Raw genomic sequence first — 19,068 nt, forward strand, 5'->3', positions numbered from 1 at the left:
GCGGTGTCGCGCGCCTACGCCACCGACGCCGGCATGGACTGGCCGCGCCTTCCGTTCACCCACGACGCGATCCGAGGCTGCCGAGATAAGGACAACGCCGGTTTCGAAGCGGGGTGGCGAACCGGCTCGGCGGCGGCTCGCGAGGCGATGCGCACTGGCGATCACGAGCGGTTCGTCGGCATGTGAGCACTTTGTGAGGACTCCGCGGTGTCCTGGTCTCAGCGCCAACCACCACAACCACGGAGATTCCCATGACATCGAGACTGGCATTTGCCAACGAAGAGTTCGACGGACAGTTCAGCCGCACCTTGCAGGCCTCCGCCGTCGGCGCCGCCGACCTCGGCGAGGCCTACTCGACCGCGCACGCGATCGGCGGCAAGTACCGGCCGGAGCGCTGGTACTCGCAATGGATCGCCCGCGCCGAGTCGGTGCGTGACGCCGCGGAGACCGCCCACACCGCGGGCCACCTCGTCACCGCGCACCTTGCCTACCTGCGGGCGTCGGAGTACTACCGACAGGCGTTCTTCTACCTGCGGTCCGACCTCGACGACCAACGACTACAGGATGCGTTCGCGGCGCACCGGACCACGTTCGGCCGGGCGATGGAATTGCTGCCGCACACCGCGAACCCGATTGTCGCCGAGAACGTGTCGATCGCCTACACGGGCATCGACGGTCGACGCACCGACATCCATGCCTGGCTGTTCCGGCTGTCGGCCGACGTCGAACGACCGCGCCCGACGATCGTCATGCCTGCCGGCTACGATTCGACCGCCGAGTCGGGTTGGGGGTTCGCGCAGGGCGCGCTGGCTCGCGGATACAACGTGCTCAGCGTCGAGGGGCCGGGCCAGGGTGCCAGTCTCATCCTTGACCGTGTCTATTTCCGCCCCGACTACGAATCGGTGCTCGGCCAGATCCTCGACCGGGTGGTGACGCTTCCCGGCGTCGACACCGATCGGCTGGTCGCCGTCGGCCGCTCGTTTGCCGGCTACCTCGTCCCGCGCGGTGTCGCAGGAGAGTCGCGGTGGGCCGCGATGGTGTGCGATCCGGCGCAGCCGGATATGGGCGCAAAGATCCCCGGCGGCTGGAAGGAACGCGTCGCCGCACCGCTGATGACCCTGATCAGCAAGGTCAGCCGCGAACGTCGCGAGTTCTTCACCTCACGCATGGCCTGCCACGGTCTCGATACCATCGCCGACTACCTCGACGAACTCAAGCGCTTCACGATGATCGACCGGGCCGCCGAGATCAGCTGTCCCACCTTGATCGTCGAATCGCCGAACGATCCGGTCGGTGGGCAGGGCCGGGATCTGTTCGACGCACTCACCGTCGACACCAAGGAACTCTTTGCGCCCGACCCCGAGTCGGGGGTCGACGGTCACTGTGGCGGTCTGGGACAACGGGTCTGGGACGCGGTCGTCTACGACTGGCTCGACGGGGTTCTGGCGCATGCTGCCAACCGCACGGGTTCTGTGGTCGGCGGTGTGCGATGAGCGCCCTGTCACCACGCCGCACCCGACTCGCCGGGAACCGGTGGCTGACGCTGCTGGCGATGACCGGTGCGTTGTCGATGATCATGCTCGATCAGACGGTCGTCACCGTGGCGTTGCCCTCGATGACCCGGGATCTCGGATTGTCGTCGTCGGGGCAGCAGTGGGTGGTCAACGCCTACGTGCTGGCCATGGCGGCGTGCGTCGCCCTCGGCGGCAAACTCGGCAGCCGCTACGGTGCGGTCACGTGCTTCCGGCTCGGTGTGACCGTCTTCTTTGTCGCCTCGATCTTCTGCGGTCTCGCACCAGGCGGCGGTGGGGAAGCGTGGATTCTCGTCGCACGCGCCGTTCAGGGTCTTGGTGCCGCACTGATGATGCCGGTGTCGGCGAAGATCGTCATGGACGCTTTTCCCGTGTCGGAGCGGGGTCGGGCCATGGCGGTGTATGCCGGTGTGTCGCAGATCTTTCTGGCGATCGGACCGCTGCTCGGCGGGGCGCTCACCGAGTGGATCAGCTGGCGGGCCGTGTTCTGGCTGAACGTGCCGGTCGGGGTCGCCGCCCTGATCCTCGTCGCCGTCGCCCGCCCCGACGACACGCGCAACGGCGATGAGAAAGTCAGCATGGGCGCGGGCGTGCTGCTGGTCACCGGCCTGTCGCTGACAGTGCTGGGTCTGCAGCAGGGCAGCACGTGGCACTGGACCTCGGTGGCGACCATCGGCTCACTGGTGGCCGGCCTCGTTCTTACCACCACGTTCGTGGTGACTCAATGGCGCAGCGCTGCACCGCTTGTCGCGGTCCGCATGTTCGCGCGTCGTGCGTTCAGTGCGAACCTCGTGACGCTCGGGCTCGTCCAGTTCTCGCTGCTGTCGGCGATCCTGTTCTCGACTCTCTACCTGCAGGACCTCCTGCACATGAGCCCGATGAAGGCCGGCCTGGCGTCGTTGCCGCTGATCCTGCCGATCACCGTCGCCGCCCAGATCGGCGGGCGGTGGTACGACCGTGCCGGCAACCGGCCGCCGGTGATCACCGGTCTGGCGATCGCGACCGTCGGAATGCTCTGCTGGACACTGGCCCTCCCGCATCTCGACTACGCGGCCCAGGTGCCGGGCATGATCATCACGGGATTCGGTCTCGGACTGGTGTTTTCGCCCAGCAATACCGATGCGCTGTCCCGCGTCAGCGCCGACGAACGGAGCCAGGCGTCGGGCATCGTGCAGACGATCCGCCAACTGGGTGGGACGTTGGGCGTCGCGATCATCGGGTCGATCGTGCTCGGTGTCGAACATCAGGCAACCCGCACACCGATCCCGCAGCACGCGGCCGATGCCATCACCGTCGGATTCTGGCTCGCCACCGCGGTGTTCGCGCTCGCGCTGGTGTGCGCAATTGCCTTCTTGTCCAAGGAGCGGATCACCGCGGGGGAGGCGCCGGTTCCGGAACCGGCCGTCTGACCGGATATGTGATCTGGACCGCTCGATGTCACATTCGATGGAGTAGCGGTGTCTTGAGGTTGTCACGCTCAGCCGAGAAGAGGAGCAACCATGAGCACACCGCAGTCATCCACCGTTGTCGTCGTCGGTGGTGGTTACGCAGGCACGATGGCCGCCAATCGGATCGCCGGCCACGACGGTGCCCAGGTCATCCTGATCAACCCGCGCCCACAGTTCGTGCATCGCATCCGGTTGCACCAGTGGGCCACCGGTACCGGCGACGCCGCAGTGGACTACGGCACGGTACTCGGTGAGCGGGTGCGGCTCGTCGTCGACGCGGTGACGCGTATCGACGTCGCAGCCGGGCGGGTGGAGTTGGAGTCGGGCGATGCGTTGCCGTACGACCACCTTGTCTATGCAGTGGGCTCCACGGGCGTCGCGCCGTCGACCATTCCCGGAGCTGCCGAACACGGCTATCTCATCGGTGAATGGGAAGCGGCACAGGCACTTCGGAGTCGGCTCGAGGGAACGTTGCCGGATGCGCCGACGACCGTCGTGGGTGGCGGACTGACCGGGATCGAGATGTCCGCCGAGTTGGGCGAGGCTGGTCGTCAGGTCAGGCTGGTCTGCCGCGGCGAGGTGGCGACGTCCTTCGGGCCGCGCGCGCGACGCCGCGCCCGGGCGAAGCTGCGCAAGCTCGGTGTCGAGCTGATCGAAGAACACCGCGTCGCGTCGGTGGCTGCCGATACGATCACCATCGTGGGTGACGACGGCGTAGCGCAGATCCTGCCGAGCACAACGACGATCCTCGCTGCCGGGTTCGGGGTCCCCGGCATCGCGGCAGCCAGCGGTCTCACCACCGACGCGCTCGGCCGACTGATCACCGATGAGACGCTGACCAGCGTCGACGATCCGCGGATCGTCGGTGCCGGCGACGCGGTGGCACCGTCGGGGCAGCCATTTCGGATGAGTTGCCAGGCGGCCAACCAGCTCGGACCGCACGCCGCCGACACGGTGCTCGCGCGGCTGCGCGGCAAGCAGCCGGCACCGGTGTCGGTCGCGTTCGTCGGGCAGTGCATGTCACTCGGCCGCCACGGTGCGGTCGTACAACTCACCCGCCGTGACGACACCCCACGTCGGACCGTGATCTCCGGGCGGACCGGTGCGGCTGTCAAGGAGATGGTGTGCCGCAGTGTCGCCTGGGGTCTTCGGATGGAGGCACGCCGACCGGGATTCATGCCGTCGGTCGGTGGGCAGGAACGCGTGGTCGGGGAGCCGCTCACCTCCGAGGTGAGGGCATGACATCCGACGAGGAGCACGCTCGTCTCTTCGTCGAGCTGCGTCCCCTTCTGTTCACGATTGCCTACGAGATCCTCGGAACCGCAACGGAATCCGACGACGTCCTGCAGGAGAGCTATCTGCGCTGGGCCGACGCGGATCTGTCCGGCATCCAGGACACAAAGGCCTATCTGGCAAAGGTGGTCACTCGGCAGGCGCTCAACGCGGTACGCAGCCGGTCGCGCCGCCGGGAGGACTACGTGGGGCCGTGGCTGCCCGAGCCGATCCTGCTCGACGAGCACGATCCGTCTCGTGATGTGGTTCTCGCAGAATCGGTCTCGACCGCGATGCTCGTGGTGCTCGAGTCGCTGTCGGCGGACGAGCGTGCCGTGTTCGTCCTTCGTGAGGTCTTCGGGTTCTCCCACGACGAGATCGCGTCGATGCTCGACAGATCGTCGGATGCGGTGCGGCAGATGGCACATCGGGCGCGCAAGCATGTCGAGGCGCGTCGTCCCCGGTATCAGCCCGCCGATGCTGCCGTCGTCGGCGATGTGACCGCGGCCTTCCTGATGGCGGCGTCCACCGGCGAGGTGGGGCCGTTGATGGAGGTGTTGGCACCCGACGTGGTCTGGACCGCCGACAGCGACGGCAAGGCCACCGCCGCTCGTCGCCCGATCCATGGGGCCGACGCCGTCGCACGACTGCTGGTAGGGATGTCACGCGTAGGCGCGCAGCATGACCTTGACACCGATCTCGTGGCAGTGAATGGTCTGCCCGGGCTGGTCGTCCACCTCGACGGTGAGTTGGCCGGAGTGTTCTGGTTCCACGTCGTCGACGGCCGGATCGAAGAGATCTACGCGATGCGCAATCCGGACAAGCTGGCGGGGTTGGCGCACCGTCGTGAGATCGCTCGCTGACTCGAAGAGTACTGCCTTCGGCCTCCTGAACTGCGGCAACACCATCCACGTGCCCAGGAATCGAGTTGGGTTGGAGAACGCGAGTGCTGCAGCACTCGCGTTCTCCGATTCGGCTCGGGTGCACGGCGAACTGAGGTGGGTCAGGCGAACAGGTGAGACAGGGCGAGGTCGATCTGTGCTGCGAACAGTGATTCGGGGTCGGTGAAGGTGTCGGCACCGTACTGTCCGAAGACCTCCAGGCTGACCGCTCCGATCAGCGTTGCCCAGATGGTGGTGGCGGCAAGCATCTGGCCGGGTGGCAGGCGAAGGTCGAATTCTGTCCCGATGGCGTCCATTTCCGCAGTGGATACCGTTGTGGGGCAATCGATGTCAGTCCGTAGGGCACTTGCGTCGTACGCATCGGAGAGTTGGCGGAGAACCGCGCCGACGACACGTGTGCCCGGCCCGACCGTCTGTTCGGCCGGAGCCGCGTATCCGGGAACCGGGCTGCCGTACAACAGCGCCCATCGGGCAGGATCGGCCACTGCCCATCGCCGAACCGCGAGAGCCATTGCCAGGATTCGCTCGCGATTGGTCCCGTCGGCCGCTGCCGCGGCGTCGACCGTGTCGGCCAGGTCGGTGTAGGCCTCGACGACCAGCAGCGTGAGCAGGTCGTCGCGGGACGGCACGTAGCGGTAGACCGCGGACGAGACGACGCCGAGATCGCGCGCGATGGCCCGCAGCGACAACCCTGCCGCGCCGTACGTGGTCAGCTGCTCGCGACCGAGTCGACGGATCTCCGCCTCCATCGCTGCGCGGTTCTCGGCCCGTTTGCTTCTCGTCGTGGTGCCCATGAGGAGATCCTGCCAGAAAAGCGAGAGCACTGCTCTTGATTTGCCGTGACACGTGGTGCACACTTGGAAAAGAGAGCGGTGCTCTCCAATTTCTCGACATAGTACTTCGACCTCACAAGGGGGCAGACATGAACGACACGCACTACATCCCGCCCGCCGGCTCCGACCGCACCTTCAGCCGCGCGGTGCGCTGGCTCGCCGACCGTGGCGTGAATCTGGCCGGCGCGGAAACCCTTACCGTCGTCGGACGCGTCAGCGGGCAACCGCAGCGTGTGCCGGTGAATCCGCTGACGTTCGACGGAGGGGAGTACCTCGTCGCGGTTCGCGGTGAGGCGCAGTGGGTCCGCAATGCGCGCGCGGCGGCAACCGCGGAGCTGCGTCGCGGCCGCAAGCGCCGCACGGTGGCCCTGCACGAGATCGAGGCCGCCCAGCGGGTGCCGGTGTTGCGTGCGTACCTGAAGAAGTGGGGCTGGGAGGTCAAGCGGTTCCTCCCGGAAGGTCTCACCGTCGACGCCACCGACGAGGAGCTCGCTGCCCATGCCCACCAGCTGCCGGTCTTCGCGATTGCGGGCTGAGAGGCCCGTCATACGATGCTGGGGTGCCACCCGACGAATCGCCGACCGCCCCCGACGAGCGGAGCGCGCGCTGGGTGATGCACCTGGACATGGATGCGTTCTTCGCCTCGGTGGAACAACTCACCCGGCCGACACTGCGCGGACGTCCGGTCCTGGTCGGCGGAACCGGTGGGCGCGGTGTGGTCGCCGGTGCCAGCTACGAGGCCCGCGCCTACGGGGCGTCGTCCGCGATGCCGATGCATCAGGCCCGACGCCTGGTCGGTCCGACTGCGGTGGTGGTTCCGCCGCGTGGGGCCGTGTATCGGGTGGTCAGTGCGCGCATCTTCGCTCTGGTGCGCCAGGCGGTTCCGGTGATCGAGATGCTGTCCTTCGACGAGGCATTCGCCGAACCGGAAGAGCTCATCGGCGCGACCGCACAGACGGCAACCGCCTTCGCCCAACACATCCGGGCGAGAATCCGGGCCGAGGTCGGGCTGGCGGCGTCGGTCGGGCTGGGCAGCGGCAAACAGATCGCGAAGATCGCCTCGACGCTGGCCAAACCCGATGGGGTGATGGTCATTCCGCCGTCGAAGGAGATGGACTTTCTCCACGAGCTGCCGGTACGCAAGCTCTGGGGGATCGGACCGGTCTCCGGCGACAAGTTGTCGAGGTTGGGCATTGCCACCATCGGCGACCTTGCCGCGATGTCGCCGATCGAGGTGTCCTCGGTGCTGGGTGCGACGGTGGGTCCGGCGCTGCATCGGCTCGCACAGGGCATCGACGACCGCCCGGTCGCGGAACGGTCCTCGGCCAAGCAGATCAGCGCCGAATCCACCTTCGCCACCGACATCGTCGAACTCGCCGATCTCCGGCATGCGATCGATCGTGCCGCGACCGATGCCCACCGACGATTGCTCTCAGACGGACGCGGTGCGCGCACGATCGTGGTGAAACTCAAGCGGTCGGACATGTCCGTGCTGACGCGTTCGACCACTCTTTCCGCCGCCACCACCGACCTCGACGAACTCGGCCGTGCCGCACAGCGTTTGGCGCTCGATCCGCGCTCGGTGGGTCCGATCCGGCTCGTCGGCGTCGGCTATTCCGGACTCAGCGACGTTCAGCAGTACGCACTGTTCGTCGACCCGGCCGACGGTGATCAGATCCACGCCGAGGACACACTGTCGGACGCTGCCCCGAACGGTGCTGCCCCGGAAGGTGCGGACCCGCCGGCTGAGCCGTCGGCCGAGAACACCTCACGCGCAGCTCATCTCGTTCCAGGCAGAGACGTGTTCCACGTCGACTACGGGCACGGTTGGGTGCAGGGCAGTGGCCACGGCGTGGTCACGGTGCGCTTCGAGACACGCACCACCGGTCCGGGCCGTACCCGTACCTTCACGCTCGATGACGAATCGCTCGCGCTCGGGGACCCGCTGGCCAGTCTCGACTGGCCGGATGTGGCGGAGTCTGAATAGCGCTCGGCGGCAACCTGATTGGGCCAGGTCGTCCATGGTTCGGTGACCGGGCCGCCTTTCCTCCGCTCCCCACTTCCGCTCCCCGGGGTGCTCGGGGCGCTGGCCGATGCCCCCATCCGCTCCCTGAGGTGCTCTCGGCTAGCGCCTCGAGCACCTCAGGCAGCGAAGGTTAGCTCCGCTTCCACGGATCCAGGCTCAGGCAACGGGTTGCCTTCGCAGGCATCGGGGTTGATTCGGTGACCGCATCAGTTGCGGAAGAACTCGGCGATCCCGGCCGGGGAAACCTGTGCGGTCAGCAACGCGACAAGCGCCATTCGTGCCTGAGGTGCGCGCAGCCACGGCGACACGATCGCGCCGGAGCGTTCGAGATCCACCGCACCGCCGCCACCGCCATAGGTCGCGTGAACCTCGCCGTACGGGACTCGTGAGGTCACCACCACGGTGACGCCACGCTGCACGGCCAGCGCGACCTCGGCGGTGATGTCGGGATGCGAGTTCGCCGATCCGGTCCCGCCGAGCACGATGCCGGCGGCGTTCTGCGCCACCGCGGCCGCGATCAAACCTGGGGAGACCCCGGGATAGAGCGTGAACGCGTCGACCCGCGCGAACCGACCCGACGGGACAGGTCCCGCCAACGTTGGGCGCGGCAGGTCGGCGCGGACGGTGTCGAAGGCGACGGGGTCGGTGGTCGACACCTTGAAGGCTCCGCGCGCGGCGACCACATGGCCGCCCAGAGCGATGAGCACACCGCGACTCCGATTGGCGGGGTCCGAGGCGAGCGCGAGCGCTGCGGCGACATTGGCCGGTCCGTCCGCGTCGGGGTGGTCGGCCGGACGCTGTGCGCCGGTGAAGACCACGGGCCGCTCGTCGGTGGCGTACAGATCCGCGAGGAAGGCAGTCTCCTCCATGGTGTCTGTGCCGTGGGTCACCACGACGCCGCGCACCGTGGGGTCGCCGAGCGCATCGACGATGGCCGCGACGATCGCGTACTGATCGGCCACACGCAGTGCCGAGGAATCCACCGACATGAGGTCGACGGTGCGCACCGGCGTCGACAGGTCGGTGGCCACCAGCATGTCGTCGGCGTCGAGGGTGGGGACCGCGCCGTCTGCGGTGGCCTGCGACGCGATCGTTCCACCCGTGCTGATCAGCACAATCGTCCCGATTGCGGGATTCGCGGTCTCGTCGGGCAAGGTCGGATTTTCCTTCGACATGGAGATCATCATCCACCTGCGGTCAAGGGTTGCGGTGAGGTCCGCGCGGCCGCGTTTGTTGGGCACCTCGCGAACTTTTGGCATAGTGGTGTGGGCTCTCGCCGAGGTGGACGGACCCACCCGCAGACCACGACAGTGAGGGAGATCGTTGAAGTTTTCGAAACTCGTAAGCGCGACCATGATCGCGGGTGCACTGCTGGGCGTTGCCGCCTGCGGCAGCGACGACAGTGATGCGCCGCCGACTGTGGCGACATCGTCGGCCGCCAGCACCGGTGCCGCTGATCAGCGCACGGATGGCAGCAAGCCGCCATCGGCCGCGACCATCGAGGCCATGATCAACGAGGCCCTCGACCCCAACGTCCCCAACTCGCAGAAGGTTCTGCTCGTCGAGGGCGCCGAGAAGGACCCGGACATCTTCGACAAGCTCGTGGAGGCCAAGAACGAGAATCCGGGCATCACCTACAAGGTGACCAACCCGCCGATCCGTCAGGGGCCGAACAAGGCGCGCGTGTCGGTCGAGGTGACCACCGAGGGCAACCCGCCCACCCCGATCGAGGCGACCATCGTCTACGAGGACGGCCGCTGGAAGCTCTCGAACGCGACGGTGTGCACCCTGCTGTCGGCGTATCAGGTCAAGAGCGCGATGTGCCCCGGTAAGAGCACCTCGTCACGCAGTAGCGCGGCTCGGCCCTCGAACTGACCGCAGATACTCGGCCCGGCGTTCTGGTGAACGCCGGGCCGGTGTCATGTCTGCGATGTCATGTGTGCGCTGTCATGTTTGCGGAGTGTGGGCTCCCAGGTCGGCGGCGGGGCCGGTGAAGAAGTGCTCGCCGTCGAAGGCCGCGGGCAGGCCGGCGGCGAGGTACGTTCCGATCCCCGGTTGGTCGAGCCCGGCGAACATCGGGTTGTCGGCAAGAACGCCGGACGACACGACCTCGTCGAAGGAGCGGTAGCGTTCCGACAGCACCGATGATTCGTCGAGCGCAGCGGTGACGATGTCGGTGGAGCGATCGGCAAACCACTTGCGGAACAACGCGTTGAGTACGTGGCGATGGGTGTACCGGTCGGATTCGCGGGTGAAGTCGGCGCCGAGCGAACCCGCGAGCGCGTCGATCACCGATTTTGTCTCGGTGATGCGCACCAGATCCCGAAAGTGTCTTGGGGTCAGTGCGACGAGCATGAATCGATCGCCGTCGGCGGTGACCACATCGGTGCCGTAGGTGCCGTATACGTCATTTCCGGTGGCCGGCCGCGACGACGAATTGACCTGCGGTTCGGTGAGATAACCCAACGCACTCGCGATCGACAGCGCGGTGTCCTCGAGCGGCAGTCGTATACGGCTGCCTGCGCCCGTCTGCTCGCGTCGTCGGATCGCCGCCGTGATGGCCAGTGCCGCATACAGTCCGCACACCACATCCCAGGCGGGCAGGACGTGATTGACCGGTCCGTTGTGATCGAGGGGACCGGTGATCATCGGAAAGCCGAGTCCCGCGTTGACGGTGTAGTCGACAGCCGGTGAGCCGTCGGAACCGCCGAGCAGTTCGAGAGTGATGACATCGGCGCGCACGGCGGCCAGGGTGTCGTGGCTCATCCACTCGCGTCCGCCGGAGTTGGTGACGAGAATGCCGCCGCCAGGACCGGATTCGGTGACCAAACGCTGCACCAACGCCTGACCTTCGGTGGCGCGCAGGTCGGCGGTGACCGACTTCTTGCCCTTGTTGAGGCCGGTCCAGTAGATCGATGTCTCACCGTCGTCGGTGAGCGGCCACCGATTGATGTCGGCCGCGCCGCCGATCGGATCGACGCGAATCACCTCGGCACCGAGCTGCGCGAGCGTGAGCCCACACAACGGCGAGGCCACGAAACTCGAGATCTCGACGACGCGTATCCCGTCGAGCGGTCTCGGTGAACCCATGTCCCAAGCCTTTCGTTCAGACCGCTTCGACGACGGCTGCCAGTCCCTGGCCGCCGCCGATACACATGGTGACCAATCCGGTTCCACCACCGCGACGGTGCAGTTCGTGCAGAAGGGTGGTGGTCATCCGGACTCCGGTGGCCCCGATCGGGTGTCCGAGGGAGATACCGGAGCCGTTGACGTTCAACCGATCCTGATCATTCCACTTCCATCCCTCGAGGACGCTCAGCACCTGCACGGCGAACGCCTCGTTCAGTTCGACGAGATCGATCGAGTCGAGAAGTTCGGCAGCGGAGTCGAATCCGGATCGCGCGGCCAGCTTCTCGGTGGCCGGAACCGGGCCGATCCCCATCCGGGAGGGGTCGCACCCGGCCGCCGCCCAGCCGTTGAGATACCCGATCGGCACGAGGCCCAGTTCGTCGAGGGCGTCCTCGGCGACGATGAGGCACGCTGCCGCGGCGTCGTTCTGCTGGCTGGCGTTACCCGCGGTGACGGTGCCGTCGGGCATCAGGGTGCGGAGCTTGGCCAGCGATTCTGCGGTGGAGTCCGGCCGGACGCCTTCGTCGCGGGCGAAGACGACTGGGTCCTTCTTGCGTTGAGGAACACTGATCTCGACGATCTCGTCGTCGAACCGCCCGGCGTCCCAGGCTGCGGCGGCGCGCTGGTGGCTGCGCGCGGCGTAGGCATCGGCCGCATCACGGGTGATGCCGTAATCGCGAGCGAGGTTCTCGGCGGTCTCGATCATTCCGGAGATCTCGCCGAACCGCCAGACCGGTTGGGAGCGTTCCCGTCCGCGGTCGAGGCGGTCGTACATGGTGACGTTCCCCGAGCGCGCACCCCACCGGTTGGTGGTGGAGTAGTACTCGATTCGGCTCATCGACTCGACGCCGCCGGCCAGGACGGCGTCGGCAGCGCCGGTCTGCACCATCATCGCCGCGGTGGCCAGCGACTGGAGTCCGCCACCGCAGCGGCGGTCGAGTTGCATGCCGCCGACCGAGATCGGGAGATCGGCGTGCAATGCGATCCATCGTCCGACGCACGGAACCTCGGAGTTGGCGTAAGACTGGGCGAAGACGACGTCGTCGATGCGCTCGGGGTCGATGCCGGAGCGGGCGACGACGGCCCTGACGACCGCGGCGCCGAGATCCTCGACGGGCACGTCGCGCAGTGCGCCGCCGAAGGTGCCGACGGCAGTGCGTGCCGGTGCGACGATCGCGGCCCGGCGCAGGGAAGTGGGGGTCATGATGGTGTTCCTTTGGTGCTCAATCGTTGTGCGGTTCACATGAACCGGCCGCCGGTGACCTCCATGACGGTGCCGGTCATGTAGGAGGACAGGTGGGTGGCCAGGAACAGTGCGACGGATGCGACCTCGGTGACCTCGCCGGCCCGGGCCATCGGGATCTCGGCCATCTTCTGATCCCACGCCTTCTGAGGCATGGCCTCGGTCATCGCCGAGCGGATGAGGCCGGGCTGGATCGCATTGACCCGAACACCATGGTGCGCCAGCTCTTTTGCGGCCGCCTTGGTCATGCCGACGATCCCGGCCTTGGCTGCCGAGTAGTTGGTCTGACCGACCATCCCGACCTTCCCGGACAGCGACGAGAGATTGACGATGGCGCCGCTCTTACGCTCGCGCATGATGGCCGCGGCCTTGCGGGTGCCGTTCCAGGTGCCCTTGAGGTGCACATTGATGACCTGGTCGAACTGCTCCTCGGTCATGTTGCGCATCGTCGCGTCGCGGGTGATGCCGGCATTGTTGACCATCACGTCGACGGGTCCGAAATGTTTTGCCGCCGCGGCCAGTAGAGCGTCGACATCGTCGCCGACGGTGACGTCGCAGCGCACTCCGACAGCGACGCCGCCTCCACCGAGTTCGACGGCGGCTTTCTCGGCGGCCTCGGCGTTGATGTCGCCGATGATCACGCGCGCGCCTTCGTCTACAAAGAGTTGGGCGATCGCGCAGCCGATTCCCTGTGCGGCGCCGGTGATGACGGCGGTCTGGTCTTTCAGGAGAGGTCCGGGCATGGTGATTCCTGTCTGGTTGGATGCGGCTCTACTTGGATGCGGCTCTATTTGGATGCAGCGCGAATGAGGTTGCCGCCGATGATGAGTCGCTGGATTTCGCTGGTGCCCTCGTAAAGGCGCAGCAGCCGGACGTCGCGATAGATCCGTTCGACGGGGACCTCACGCATGTAGCCCGTACCGCCATGGACCTGGACGGCGAGATCGGCGACCTTGCCGGCCATCTCGGTGCAGAAGAGTTTGGCCGCCGACGGCGCCGTGCGTCGATCCTCACCGGACACGTACTTCGCGGCGGCGTCGCGCACCAACGCTCGCCCGGCCATGACCCCGGTCTGCTGGTCGGCCAGCATCGCCTGAACCAATTGGAAAGAGCCGATGGGCTTTCCGCCCTGAGTCGCGCTCGCGGCATACTCGACCGATTCGTCGAGTGCGCGTTGCGCGGCACCCACGGCGAGCGCGGCGATGTGCACACGGCCCCGAGCCAGGGAGGTCATCGCGGCCTTGTAGCCGGTGTCCTCGTCGCCGCCGACGAGGGCCGAGGCGGGGACTCGCACGCCGTCGAAGGAGACGTCCGCGGTCCAGGCGCCCTCCTGGCCCATCTTCTTGTCCTTGACGCCGACCTCGACCCCGGGAGTGTCGGCCGGAACCAGGAAGACGGCGATACCCGTGCCTGATTCGTCGGCCGGGCGGGTGCGCGCGAACACGACGAAGAGGTCGGCGATGGGGGCATTGGTGATGAACCGCTTCTGGCCGTCGATCACCCAGTCGTCCCCGTCGCGGGTCGCCTTGGTCCGCAGGCCTGCCGGATTGGAGCCTGCGCCGGGTTCGGTGAGCGCAAACGACGCCACGACGTCGCCGGAGGCGATGCGTTCCAGCCATTCGGTGCGCTGTTCGTCGGTGCCGAAGTTCACCAGCACCTGCCCGGCGATGCCGTTGTTGGTGCCGAACATCGACCGCAGGGAGAGCGTCGTGTAGCCGAACTCCATGGCCAGCTCGACGTCCTGCGTGAGGTCGAGGCCCAGACCGCCCCATTCCTGGGGGATCGCGTAGCCGAAGAGGCCCATTTCGGCAGCCTGAGCACGCAGGTCGTCGGGGATGGCGTTGGTTTCCATGATCTCGGTCTCACGCGGGACGACCTTGGTCCGGATGAAGTCGTGGACGACGGTGCGAATCTGGTCGAAGTCGTCCGCGCTGACGACGGGGGTGTGGGGGAGTGCTGAAGCGGGCATGGCTCGAAATTATCAAAAAATGAGCCCTCTGGCTAGAAGTGCCAGCAAAAGTCCACCATATGGACGCAATAGGGCCAGAAGATGATAAATTAGCGCAATGGTTTCAGGATCGGAGACAGTCTCATGAGCAATGCGGGCCGTCTTGTCGGCGATGCGAGTTCCGCGGTGCTCAAGCAGACCGCAGCGCAGGAGATCCGTCGGCAGATCTTCTCCGGACAGATGAAGCCGGGGGCCAAGGTCGACCAGGACGCCCTGGCCGAGCGACTGGGCATGAGCAAGCTGCCGGTGCGGGAGGCGCTGATCGCTCTCGCCGGCGAGGGCATCATCGAGACCATCCCGCGTCGAGGGGCATTCGTTGCCGACCTCACGCGCGCGGACATTCGGGACCACTACTGGATGCTGGGCGTCATCTCCGGACTGGCTGCCGAGCGGGCATCGGTCAACCTCACCGATGAGGAACTGGCTGAACTCACGGCCTTGGCCGATCGGATGGAATCGACCGATGATCTCCTCGCCATGGAGCGACTCAACTTTCAGTTCCATCGGCTCATCAACCTGGGCGCACGATCGCGTCGCCTGGTCGCCGAACTCAAGCTGCTCAGTGGCGCGATTCCGTTGGGCTTCTTCGACTCTCATCCGGAGTCGGTCGCGTCGTCGTTGCGTGATCATCGCGAGATCGTCGATGCGCTCGCGTCCCGCTCGCCCGGTATGGTGCGCACCTTGACCGAGGGGCACTTCCTTCGCGGTGGGCATCGAGCGGTGGCGCAGCTGGAGGAGCGAGGTTTCTGGGCGTAGGTGTCACCCCATGGCGGCCCGGTAGCGCTCGTACACCTCGGGTGTCGGTGTGGCTGTCAGTGTCGTGGTCTCGACCTTCCACTCCGGGAGGTCACCGGTCAACGCCCACGTGGCCTGACGAGCCGCGCCGAGCGCCACGTACTCGCCGTCGGCGGGAAGAGTGATCTCACCGCCGAAGAGGGCAGGTGCGATCGCGCGCACCGCAGTTGATTTCGCGCCGCCACCGACCATGGTGCATCGCTCGACCGACACACCCTGCGCCTCGATCTGCTCCCGGCAATACACCAGCGAGCAGAGCAAGCCCTCGACCGCCGCGCGTGCGACGTGGGCCGGGCTGAAGTTGGCGGCGGTGATCCCGGAGAGTGTGCCGGTGGCGTCGGGGAGGTTGGGGCTGCGTTCGCCGGCCAGGTAGGGCAGCAGGGTCAGCCCATCGGAGCCCGGAGGCGCCGACAGGGCCAGTTGTGCAAAGGTGTCGAGGTCGACGCCGAGTGCGCGGGCGGTGGCGGCCAGCACCGGCGCCCCGTTGAGAGTGCAGACCAGAGGTAGATGTCGTCTGGTCGCGTCGGCGAAACCCGCAACGATGCCGGACGGATCAGCGGGCGCGACGTCGGTGACGGCGCTGACCACCCCGGAGGTGCCCAGCGAGATGATCACGTCGCCGGGCCCGGCATGCAGACCCAGCGCGGCAGCCGCGTTGTCGCCGGCGCCTGCTCCGACGACGAGACCCGTGGGTGTTTTACCGGCCGCCTCCCCGGCATCGACGACGCGGGGAACCAGAGGTTCACGATCGCGAAAGGCCATGCGCAGCAGATCTGTTCGGTACTGTCCGGTCGCGGCGCTGTAATAGCCGGTTCCGGAGGCGTCGCTGCGATCGGTGGTCAACGTCGCGATGTCGCCGCTGCCGGACAGACGCCAGGTCAGCCAGTCGTGCGGCAGGCACACGGCGGCGGTCGCGTCGGCGTGCTCGGGTTCGTGGTCGGCGAGCCAGCGAAGCTTGGTTGCGGTGATCGAGGCGACGGGGACGACGCCGACCGCCTTCGCCCATGCCGATGGCCCGCCAAATTCGGAGACGAGATCGTCGGCGGCGGTCGCAGATCGGGTGTCGTTCCACAGCAACGCGTCTCGGACCACACGGCCTGCGTCGTCGAGGCACACCATGCCGTGCTGCTGTCCGGCGACCGAGAGTGCCGAGACGTCGTCGAGACCACCGGCCGCGGTGATGGCCGAACACAGGGCAACCCACCATCGGTCGGGATGGATCTCCGTACCGTCGGGATGAGGTGCGCTGCCGGTCCGGATCACGGCGCCGGTGTCGGCGTCGCAGATCACCACCTTGCAGGACTGGGTCGACGAATCGATTCCGGCGACGAGCGTCATGACAGCAACTCGGCCAAGGTGGCGCGAGCACCCTTGGTACGCAACGACTCCAGCGCCCACAGGTAAGGCGTGGTGAACGCATCGTGGTCCGCCAGGTCGCCGAACAGCGACTGCTCGCGAACAAAGGCCAGCGGCTCGGTGATCGACTGCCGGGCCAGCGGCACCAGGCGATCGGCCAGTGGGTCGTCCACCGTGATGGCGTTACCGCTCTCGTCGACGCCCTCGGCGTACCGGGTCCAGCTGGCGACGACGGCGGCAGCGAGATCGACGGAGCCGCCGTCGGCGAGCCGGTCCCGGATTACCGGGACCAGCCACTTGGGAATCCGATTCGACGAATCCTGACACAGCCTGGCGATGGTGTCGGCGATGGCCGGATTGGCGAAGCGTTCCAGCAGCGTGTCGATGTAGTCGTCCACATCGACACCGGCCAGTGGCTGCAGGGTCGGCTTGCCCTCCTCGGTCATATAGCGGCGCAACAGGGTTCGCAGGTCGTCGTCGACCGCGGCGTCGTGCACGTAGCGGTAGCCCAGCAGATGGGCGAAGTAGCAGAGTGCCTGATGCCCCGCGTTGAGCAGCCGGAGCTTCATCAGCTCGTACGGCGTGACGTCCTCGACCACCTGCACGCCTACCTGCTCCAGAGCCGGTCGCCCGCAGGAGAAGTCGTCCTCGAGGACCCATTGGGTGAACGGTTCGGCCACCACCGGCCAGTTGTCGACGATGCCGGTCCGCGCCGTCACCTCGTCGGCCAGGTCCGCCGGCGTGGCGGGGGTGATCCGGTCGACCATGGAGTTCGGAAACCTTGTGTGATCGTCGATCCATGCCGCCAGTTCGGCGTCGCGCAATCGGGCGTAGGCGAGGAAGGTGGCCCGGGCCATGTGGCCGTTGCCGGCAATGTTGTCGCAGCTCATCACCGTGAACGACTCGATGCCACGGTCCCGTCGGCGGGAGAGTGCCTCGGTCACCAGGCCGAAAACCGATGTCGGAGGCTTGTTTTCGCTGAGATCAGCGACGATCTCCGGGTTGTCGGCGTCGAACTCGCCGGTCGATGCGGAGAAGTTGTAGCCGCCCTCGGTGACGGTGAGCGACACGATGCGGGTGCCGGGATCGGCCAATCGCTCGATCACGGCCTCCGGATCGTCGGGGGCGTACAGGTAGTCGACGATCGACCCGATCACCGAGGTCTCGACCGCCCCGTCCGGATGTTTGAGCGTCAGTGTGTACAAACCGTCCTGCGGCAGCAGCGCATCGCGCATCCGTTCGTCGGCCGGACGTACGCCGACGCCGCAAATCCCCCAGGCGGGGTCGGATCCCAGAAGACGATCGAGGTACATGGCCTGGTGGGCGCGGTGAAACCCACCGACGCCGAAGTGCACGATGGTCGGCCGAACCTGACTGCGGTCGTAGCCGGGGGTGGGGATGTCGGTGATCGACGGGAGGGTGGCGTTGGACAGCGGGGTGTTCACGAAACGGCCTTTCGAGCGGCTGGCGGGGTGTCGGGGTGATGCGAGAGTTGCGGGTGGACAATGGCTTTGATCATCCCGGGCACGCGGTCTGATTCGAGGGCCGCCGCGGCGTCGGCGAGTCCGTAGTGCCCGGTGACCATCGCGTCGAGGTCGACGGCCTTCGAGGTCACCAGCGCTCGGGCAATCGGCCAGGTGTTGGCGTAGCGGAAGACGCCGGTCAGGACGATCTCGCGATTCTGGATGAGCGACACCGGGAGGTCCATGCTGTCGGCGCCCATGCCGACGAGCACGGCCCGCCCTCCTGGACGTAGGGCCGCCAGGCCGCCGCGCACCGCGGCGGGAACCCCGCTCGCGTCGATGAACGCATCGAATCCGGTGACCGAGTCGGTCGGGGACACCGCCTCGGTGGCACCGAAATCGTACGCACGCGAACGGCGGTCGGGATCGGGCTCGCTGATGGTGATACGGGAGACGCCCGCCGCGCGAGCCACCTGCGCGCACACCAGGCCGATGGGGCCGGCCCCGGCGATGAACACGGAGCCACCGAGCCCGACTGCTGCTTTCGCCACGGAGGCAATCCCCACCGACAACGGCTCGAAGAGTGCGGCGGCCTCGTCGGTCACGTCGTCGGGAACGGCGTGGGCGAAGGCCGACCCGATGGTGACGAAGCCGGCGAGGGCGCCGTCGACGGGGGGAGTGCCGAAGAACCGCATGTGCGGGCAGAGGTTGTAGTCGCCGCGCATCGATTCGGCGCTCATCGGGTCCGGGCGCTGCGGCTCGATGGACACTCGCTCGCCGATGCGCGCTGCGTCGACGCCTTCTCCGACGTCGACGATCACGCCTGCGGCCTCGTGCCCGAGGACCAGCGGGTTGCGGACGACGTGGTCGCCGATGCGGCCCTCGCGTAGGTAATGGGTATCGGATCCGCAGACACCCACGGCGCTGACCTGCACCAACACGTCCCCATGGCCTGGTGTCGGCACGGGTCGCTCTTCGACCTCCAGGCGGAGATCAGGCCACAGGACCGCCGCCTTCATCGTTTGCTGCTCGGCGTCACATTCGGGATCGACTGTTGCGTA

Annotated in this window: 18 protein-coding genes; 9 read left to right on the plus strand and 9 right to left on the minus strand. The window is 67.1% G+C overall.

The window, feature by feature from the left end; all coding sequences use genetic code 11:
- Window positions 1-3 precede the first annotated feature (3 nt).
- The 5 genes from ABZW74_RS04485 (at window position 4) to sigJ (ending at window position 5,115) form a co-directional block, all read left to right on the plus strand.
- Window positions 4-186 carry a hypothetical protein gene (locus ABZW74_RS04485; RefSeq protein ID WP_355274322.1) on the plus strand — a complete coding sequence of 61 codons (183 nt, stop codon included), beginning with the start codon at window positions 4-6 and terminating at the stop codon, window positions 184-186.
- A gap of 65 nt (window positions 187-251) precedes the next feature.
- On the plus strand, window positions 252-1,493 hold the full coding sequence (locus ABZW74_RS04490) for an alpha/beta hydrolase (RefSeq protein WP_355274325.1): 1,242 nt from the start codon (window positions 252-254) through the stop codon (window positions 1,491-1,493).
- Window positions 1,490-2,941 carry an MFS transporter gene (locus ABZW74_RS04495; protein WP_355274328.1) on the plus strand — a complete coding sequence of 484 codons (1,452 nt, stop codon included), beginning with the start codon at window positions 1,490-1,492 and terminating at the stop codon, window positions 2,939-2,941. The genes ABZW74_RS04490 and ABZW74_RS04495 overlap by 4 nt, the downstream gene beginning before the upstream one ends.
- A gap of 90 nt (window positions 2,942-3,031) precedes the next feature.
- Window positions 3,032-4,222: an FAD-dependent oxidoreductase gene (locus ABZW74_RS04500; protein WP_240855992.1), complete on the plus strand. Its 1,191-nt coding sequence runs from the start codon at window positions 3,032-3,034 to the stop codon at window positions 4,220-4,222.
- Window positions 4,219-5,115 carry an RNA polymerase sigma factor SigJ gene (sigJ, locus tag ABZW74_RS04505; protein ID WP_240855991.1) on the plus strand — a complete coding sequence of 299 codons (897 nt, stop codon included), beginning with the start codon at window positions 4,219-4,221 and terminating at the stop codon, window positions 5,113-5,115. Before ABZW74_RS04500 ends, sigJ begins: the two co-directional genes overlap by 4 nt.
- Before the next feature lie 140 nt (window positions 5,116-5,255).
- On the opposite strand, the gene ABZW74_RS04510 is transcribed toward sigJ, so the two are convergent.
- Window positions 5,256-5,948, minus strand: coding sequence for a TetR/AcrR family transcriptional regulator (locus ABZW74_RS04510; protein ID WP_355274331.1), 693 nt, complete (start codon window positions 5,946-5,948; stop codon window positions 5,256-5,258).
- Between the two features lie 128 nt (window positions 5,949-6,076).
- Between ABZW74_RS04510 and ABZW74_RS04515 the strand changes: the two genes are divergently transcribed.
- Together ABZW74_RS04515 and ABZW74_RS04520 are read left to right on the plus strand one after the other, a co-directional pair.
- Window positions 6,077-6,523 (plus strand): nitroreductase/quinone reductase family protein, encoded by a 447-nt coding sequence (locus ABZW74_RS04515; protein ID WP_240855987.1) that lies wholly within the window; start codon window positions 6,077-6,079, stop codon window positions 6,521-6,523.
- A 23-nt stretch (window positions 6,524-6,546) separates the two neighbouring features.
- Window positions 6,547-7,974: a DNA polymerase IV gene (locus tag ABZW74_RS04520; protein WP_308221004.1), complete on the plus strand. Its 1,428-nt coding sequence runs from the start codon at window positions 6,547-6,549 to the stop codon at window positions 7,972-7,974.
- Window positions 7,975-8,219: 245 nt separating this feature from the next.
- On the opposite strand, the gene ABZW74_RS04525 is transcribed toward ABZW74_RS04520, so the two are convergent.
- On the minus strand, window positions 8,220-9,188 hold the full coding sequence (locus ABZW74_RS04525) for an asparaginase (RefSeq protein ID WP_355274334.1): 969 nt from the start codon (window positions 9,186-9,188) through the stop codon (window positions 8,220-8,222).
- Between the two features lie 178 nt (window positions 9,189-9,366).
- Between ABZW74_RS04525 and ABZW74_RS04530 the strand changes: the two genes are divergently transcribed.
- The gene (locus tag ABZW74_RS04530) at window positions 9,367-9,888 is read left to right on the plus strand and encodes a hypothetical protein (RefSeq protein ID WP_355274418.1); all 522 of its coding nucleotides are present in this window, start codon (window positions 9,367-9,369) and stop codon (window positions 9,886-9,888) included.
- A gap of 72 nt (window positions 9,889-9,960) precedes the next feature.
- On the opposite strand, the gene ABZW74_RS04535 is transcribed toward ABZW74_RS04530, so the two are convergent.
- The 4 genes from ABZW74_RS04535 to ABZW74_RS04550 are packed head-to-tail and all read right to left on the minus strand — an operon-like array spanning window position 9,961 to window position 14,354.
- A complete protein-coding gene (locus tag ABZW74_RS04535; protein WP_355274337.1) occupies window positions 9,961-11,103 on the minus strand; it encodes a CoA transferase in 1,143 nt (380 codons plus the stop codon).
- 16 nt (window positions 11,104-11,119) lie between these two features.
- Complete coding sequence (locus ABZW74_RS04540; RefSeq protein WP_355274340.1) at window positions 11,120-12,346, minus strand: acetyl-CoA C-acetyltransferase; 1,227 nt, start codon at window positions 12,344-12,346, stop codon at window positions 11,120-11,122.
- Window positions 12,347-12,381: 35 nt separating this feature from the next.
- Complete coding sequence (gene fabG, locus ABZW74_RS04545; RefSeq protein ID WP_355274343.1) at window positions 12,382-13,128, minus strand: 3-oxoacyl-ACP reductase FabG; 747 nt, start codon at window positions 13,126-13,128, stop codon at window positions 12,382-12,384.
- 44 nt (window positions 13,129-13,172) lie between these two features.
- Window positions 13,173-14,354 carry an acyl-CoA dehydrogenase family protein gene (locus ABZW74_RS04550; RefSeq protein WP_240855981.1) on the minus strand — a complete coding sequence of 394 codons (1,182 nt, stop codon included), beginning with the start codon at window positions 14,352-14,354 and terminating at the stop codon, window positions 13,173-13,175.
- 123 nt (window positions 14,355-14,477) lie between these two features.
- Between ABZW74_RS04550 and ABZW74_RS04555 the strand changes: the two genes are divergently transcribed.
- The gene (locus ABZW74_RS04555) at window positions 14,478-15,149 is read left to right on the plus strand and encodes a GntR family transcriptional regulator (RefSeq protein WP_240855978.1); all 672 of its coding nucleotides are present in this window, start codon (window positions 14,478-14,480) and stop codon (window positions 15,147-15,149) included.
- 3 nt (window positions 15,150-15,152) lie between these two features.
- Here the strand turns inward: ABZW74_RS04555 and xylB are convergent, their stop codons facing one another.
- The 3 genes from xylB to ABZW74_RS04570 are packed head-to-tail and all read right to left on the minus strand — an operon-like array spanning window position 15,153 to window position 19,026.
- Window positions 15,153-16,526, minus strand: coding sequence for a xylulokinase (xylB, locus tag ABZW74_RS04560; protein WP_355274347.1), 1,374 nt, complete (start codon window positions 16,524-16,526; stop codon window positions 15,153-15,155).
- Window positions 16,523-17,989, minus strand: coding sequence for a mannitol dehydrogenase family protein (locus tag ABZW74_RS04565; RefSeq protein WP_355274350.1), 1,467 nt, complete (start codon window positions 17,987-17,989; stop codon window positions 16,523-16,525). Before ABZW74_RS04565 ends, xylB begins: the two co-directional genes overlap by 4 nt.
- Window positions 17,986-19,026, minus strand: a complete 1,041-nt coding sequence (locus ABZW74_RS04570; RefSeq protein ID WP_355274421.1) for an NAD(P)-dependent alcohol dehydrogenase — start codon at window positions 19,024-19,026, stop codon at window positions 17,986-17,988. The genes ABZW74_RS04565 and ABZW74_RS04570 overlap by 4 nt, the downstream gene beginning before the upstream one ends.
- Window positions 19,027-19,068: the final 42 nt, after the last annotated feature.

Origin of the sequence: Gordonia sp. NPDC003585, from assembly GCF_040610755.1 — a bacterium.
Lineage (GTDB): Bacteria > Actinomycetota > Actinomycetes > Mycobacteriales > Mycobacteriaceae > Gordonia.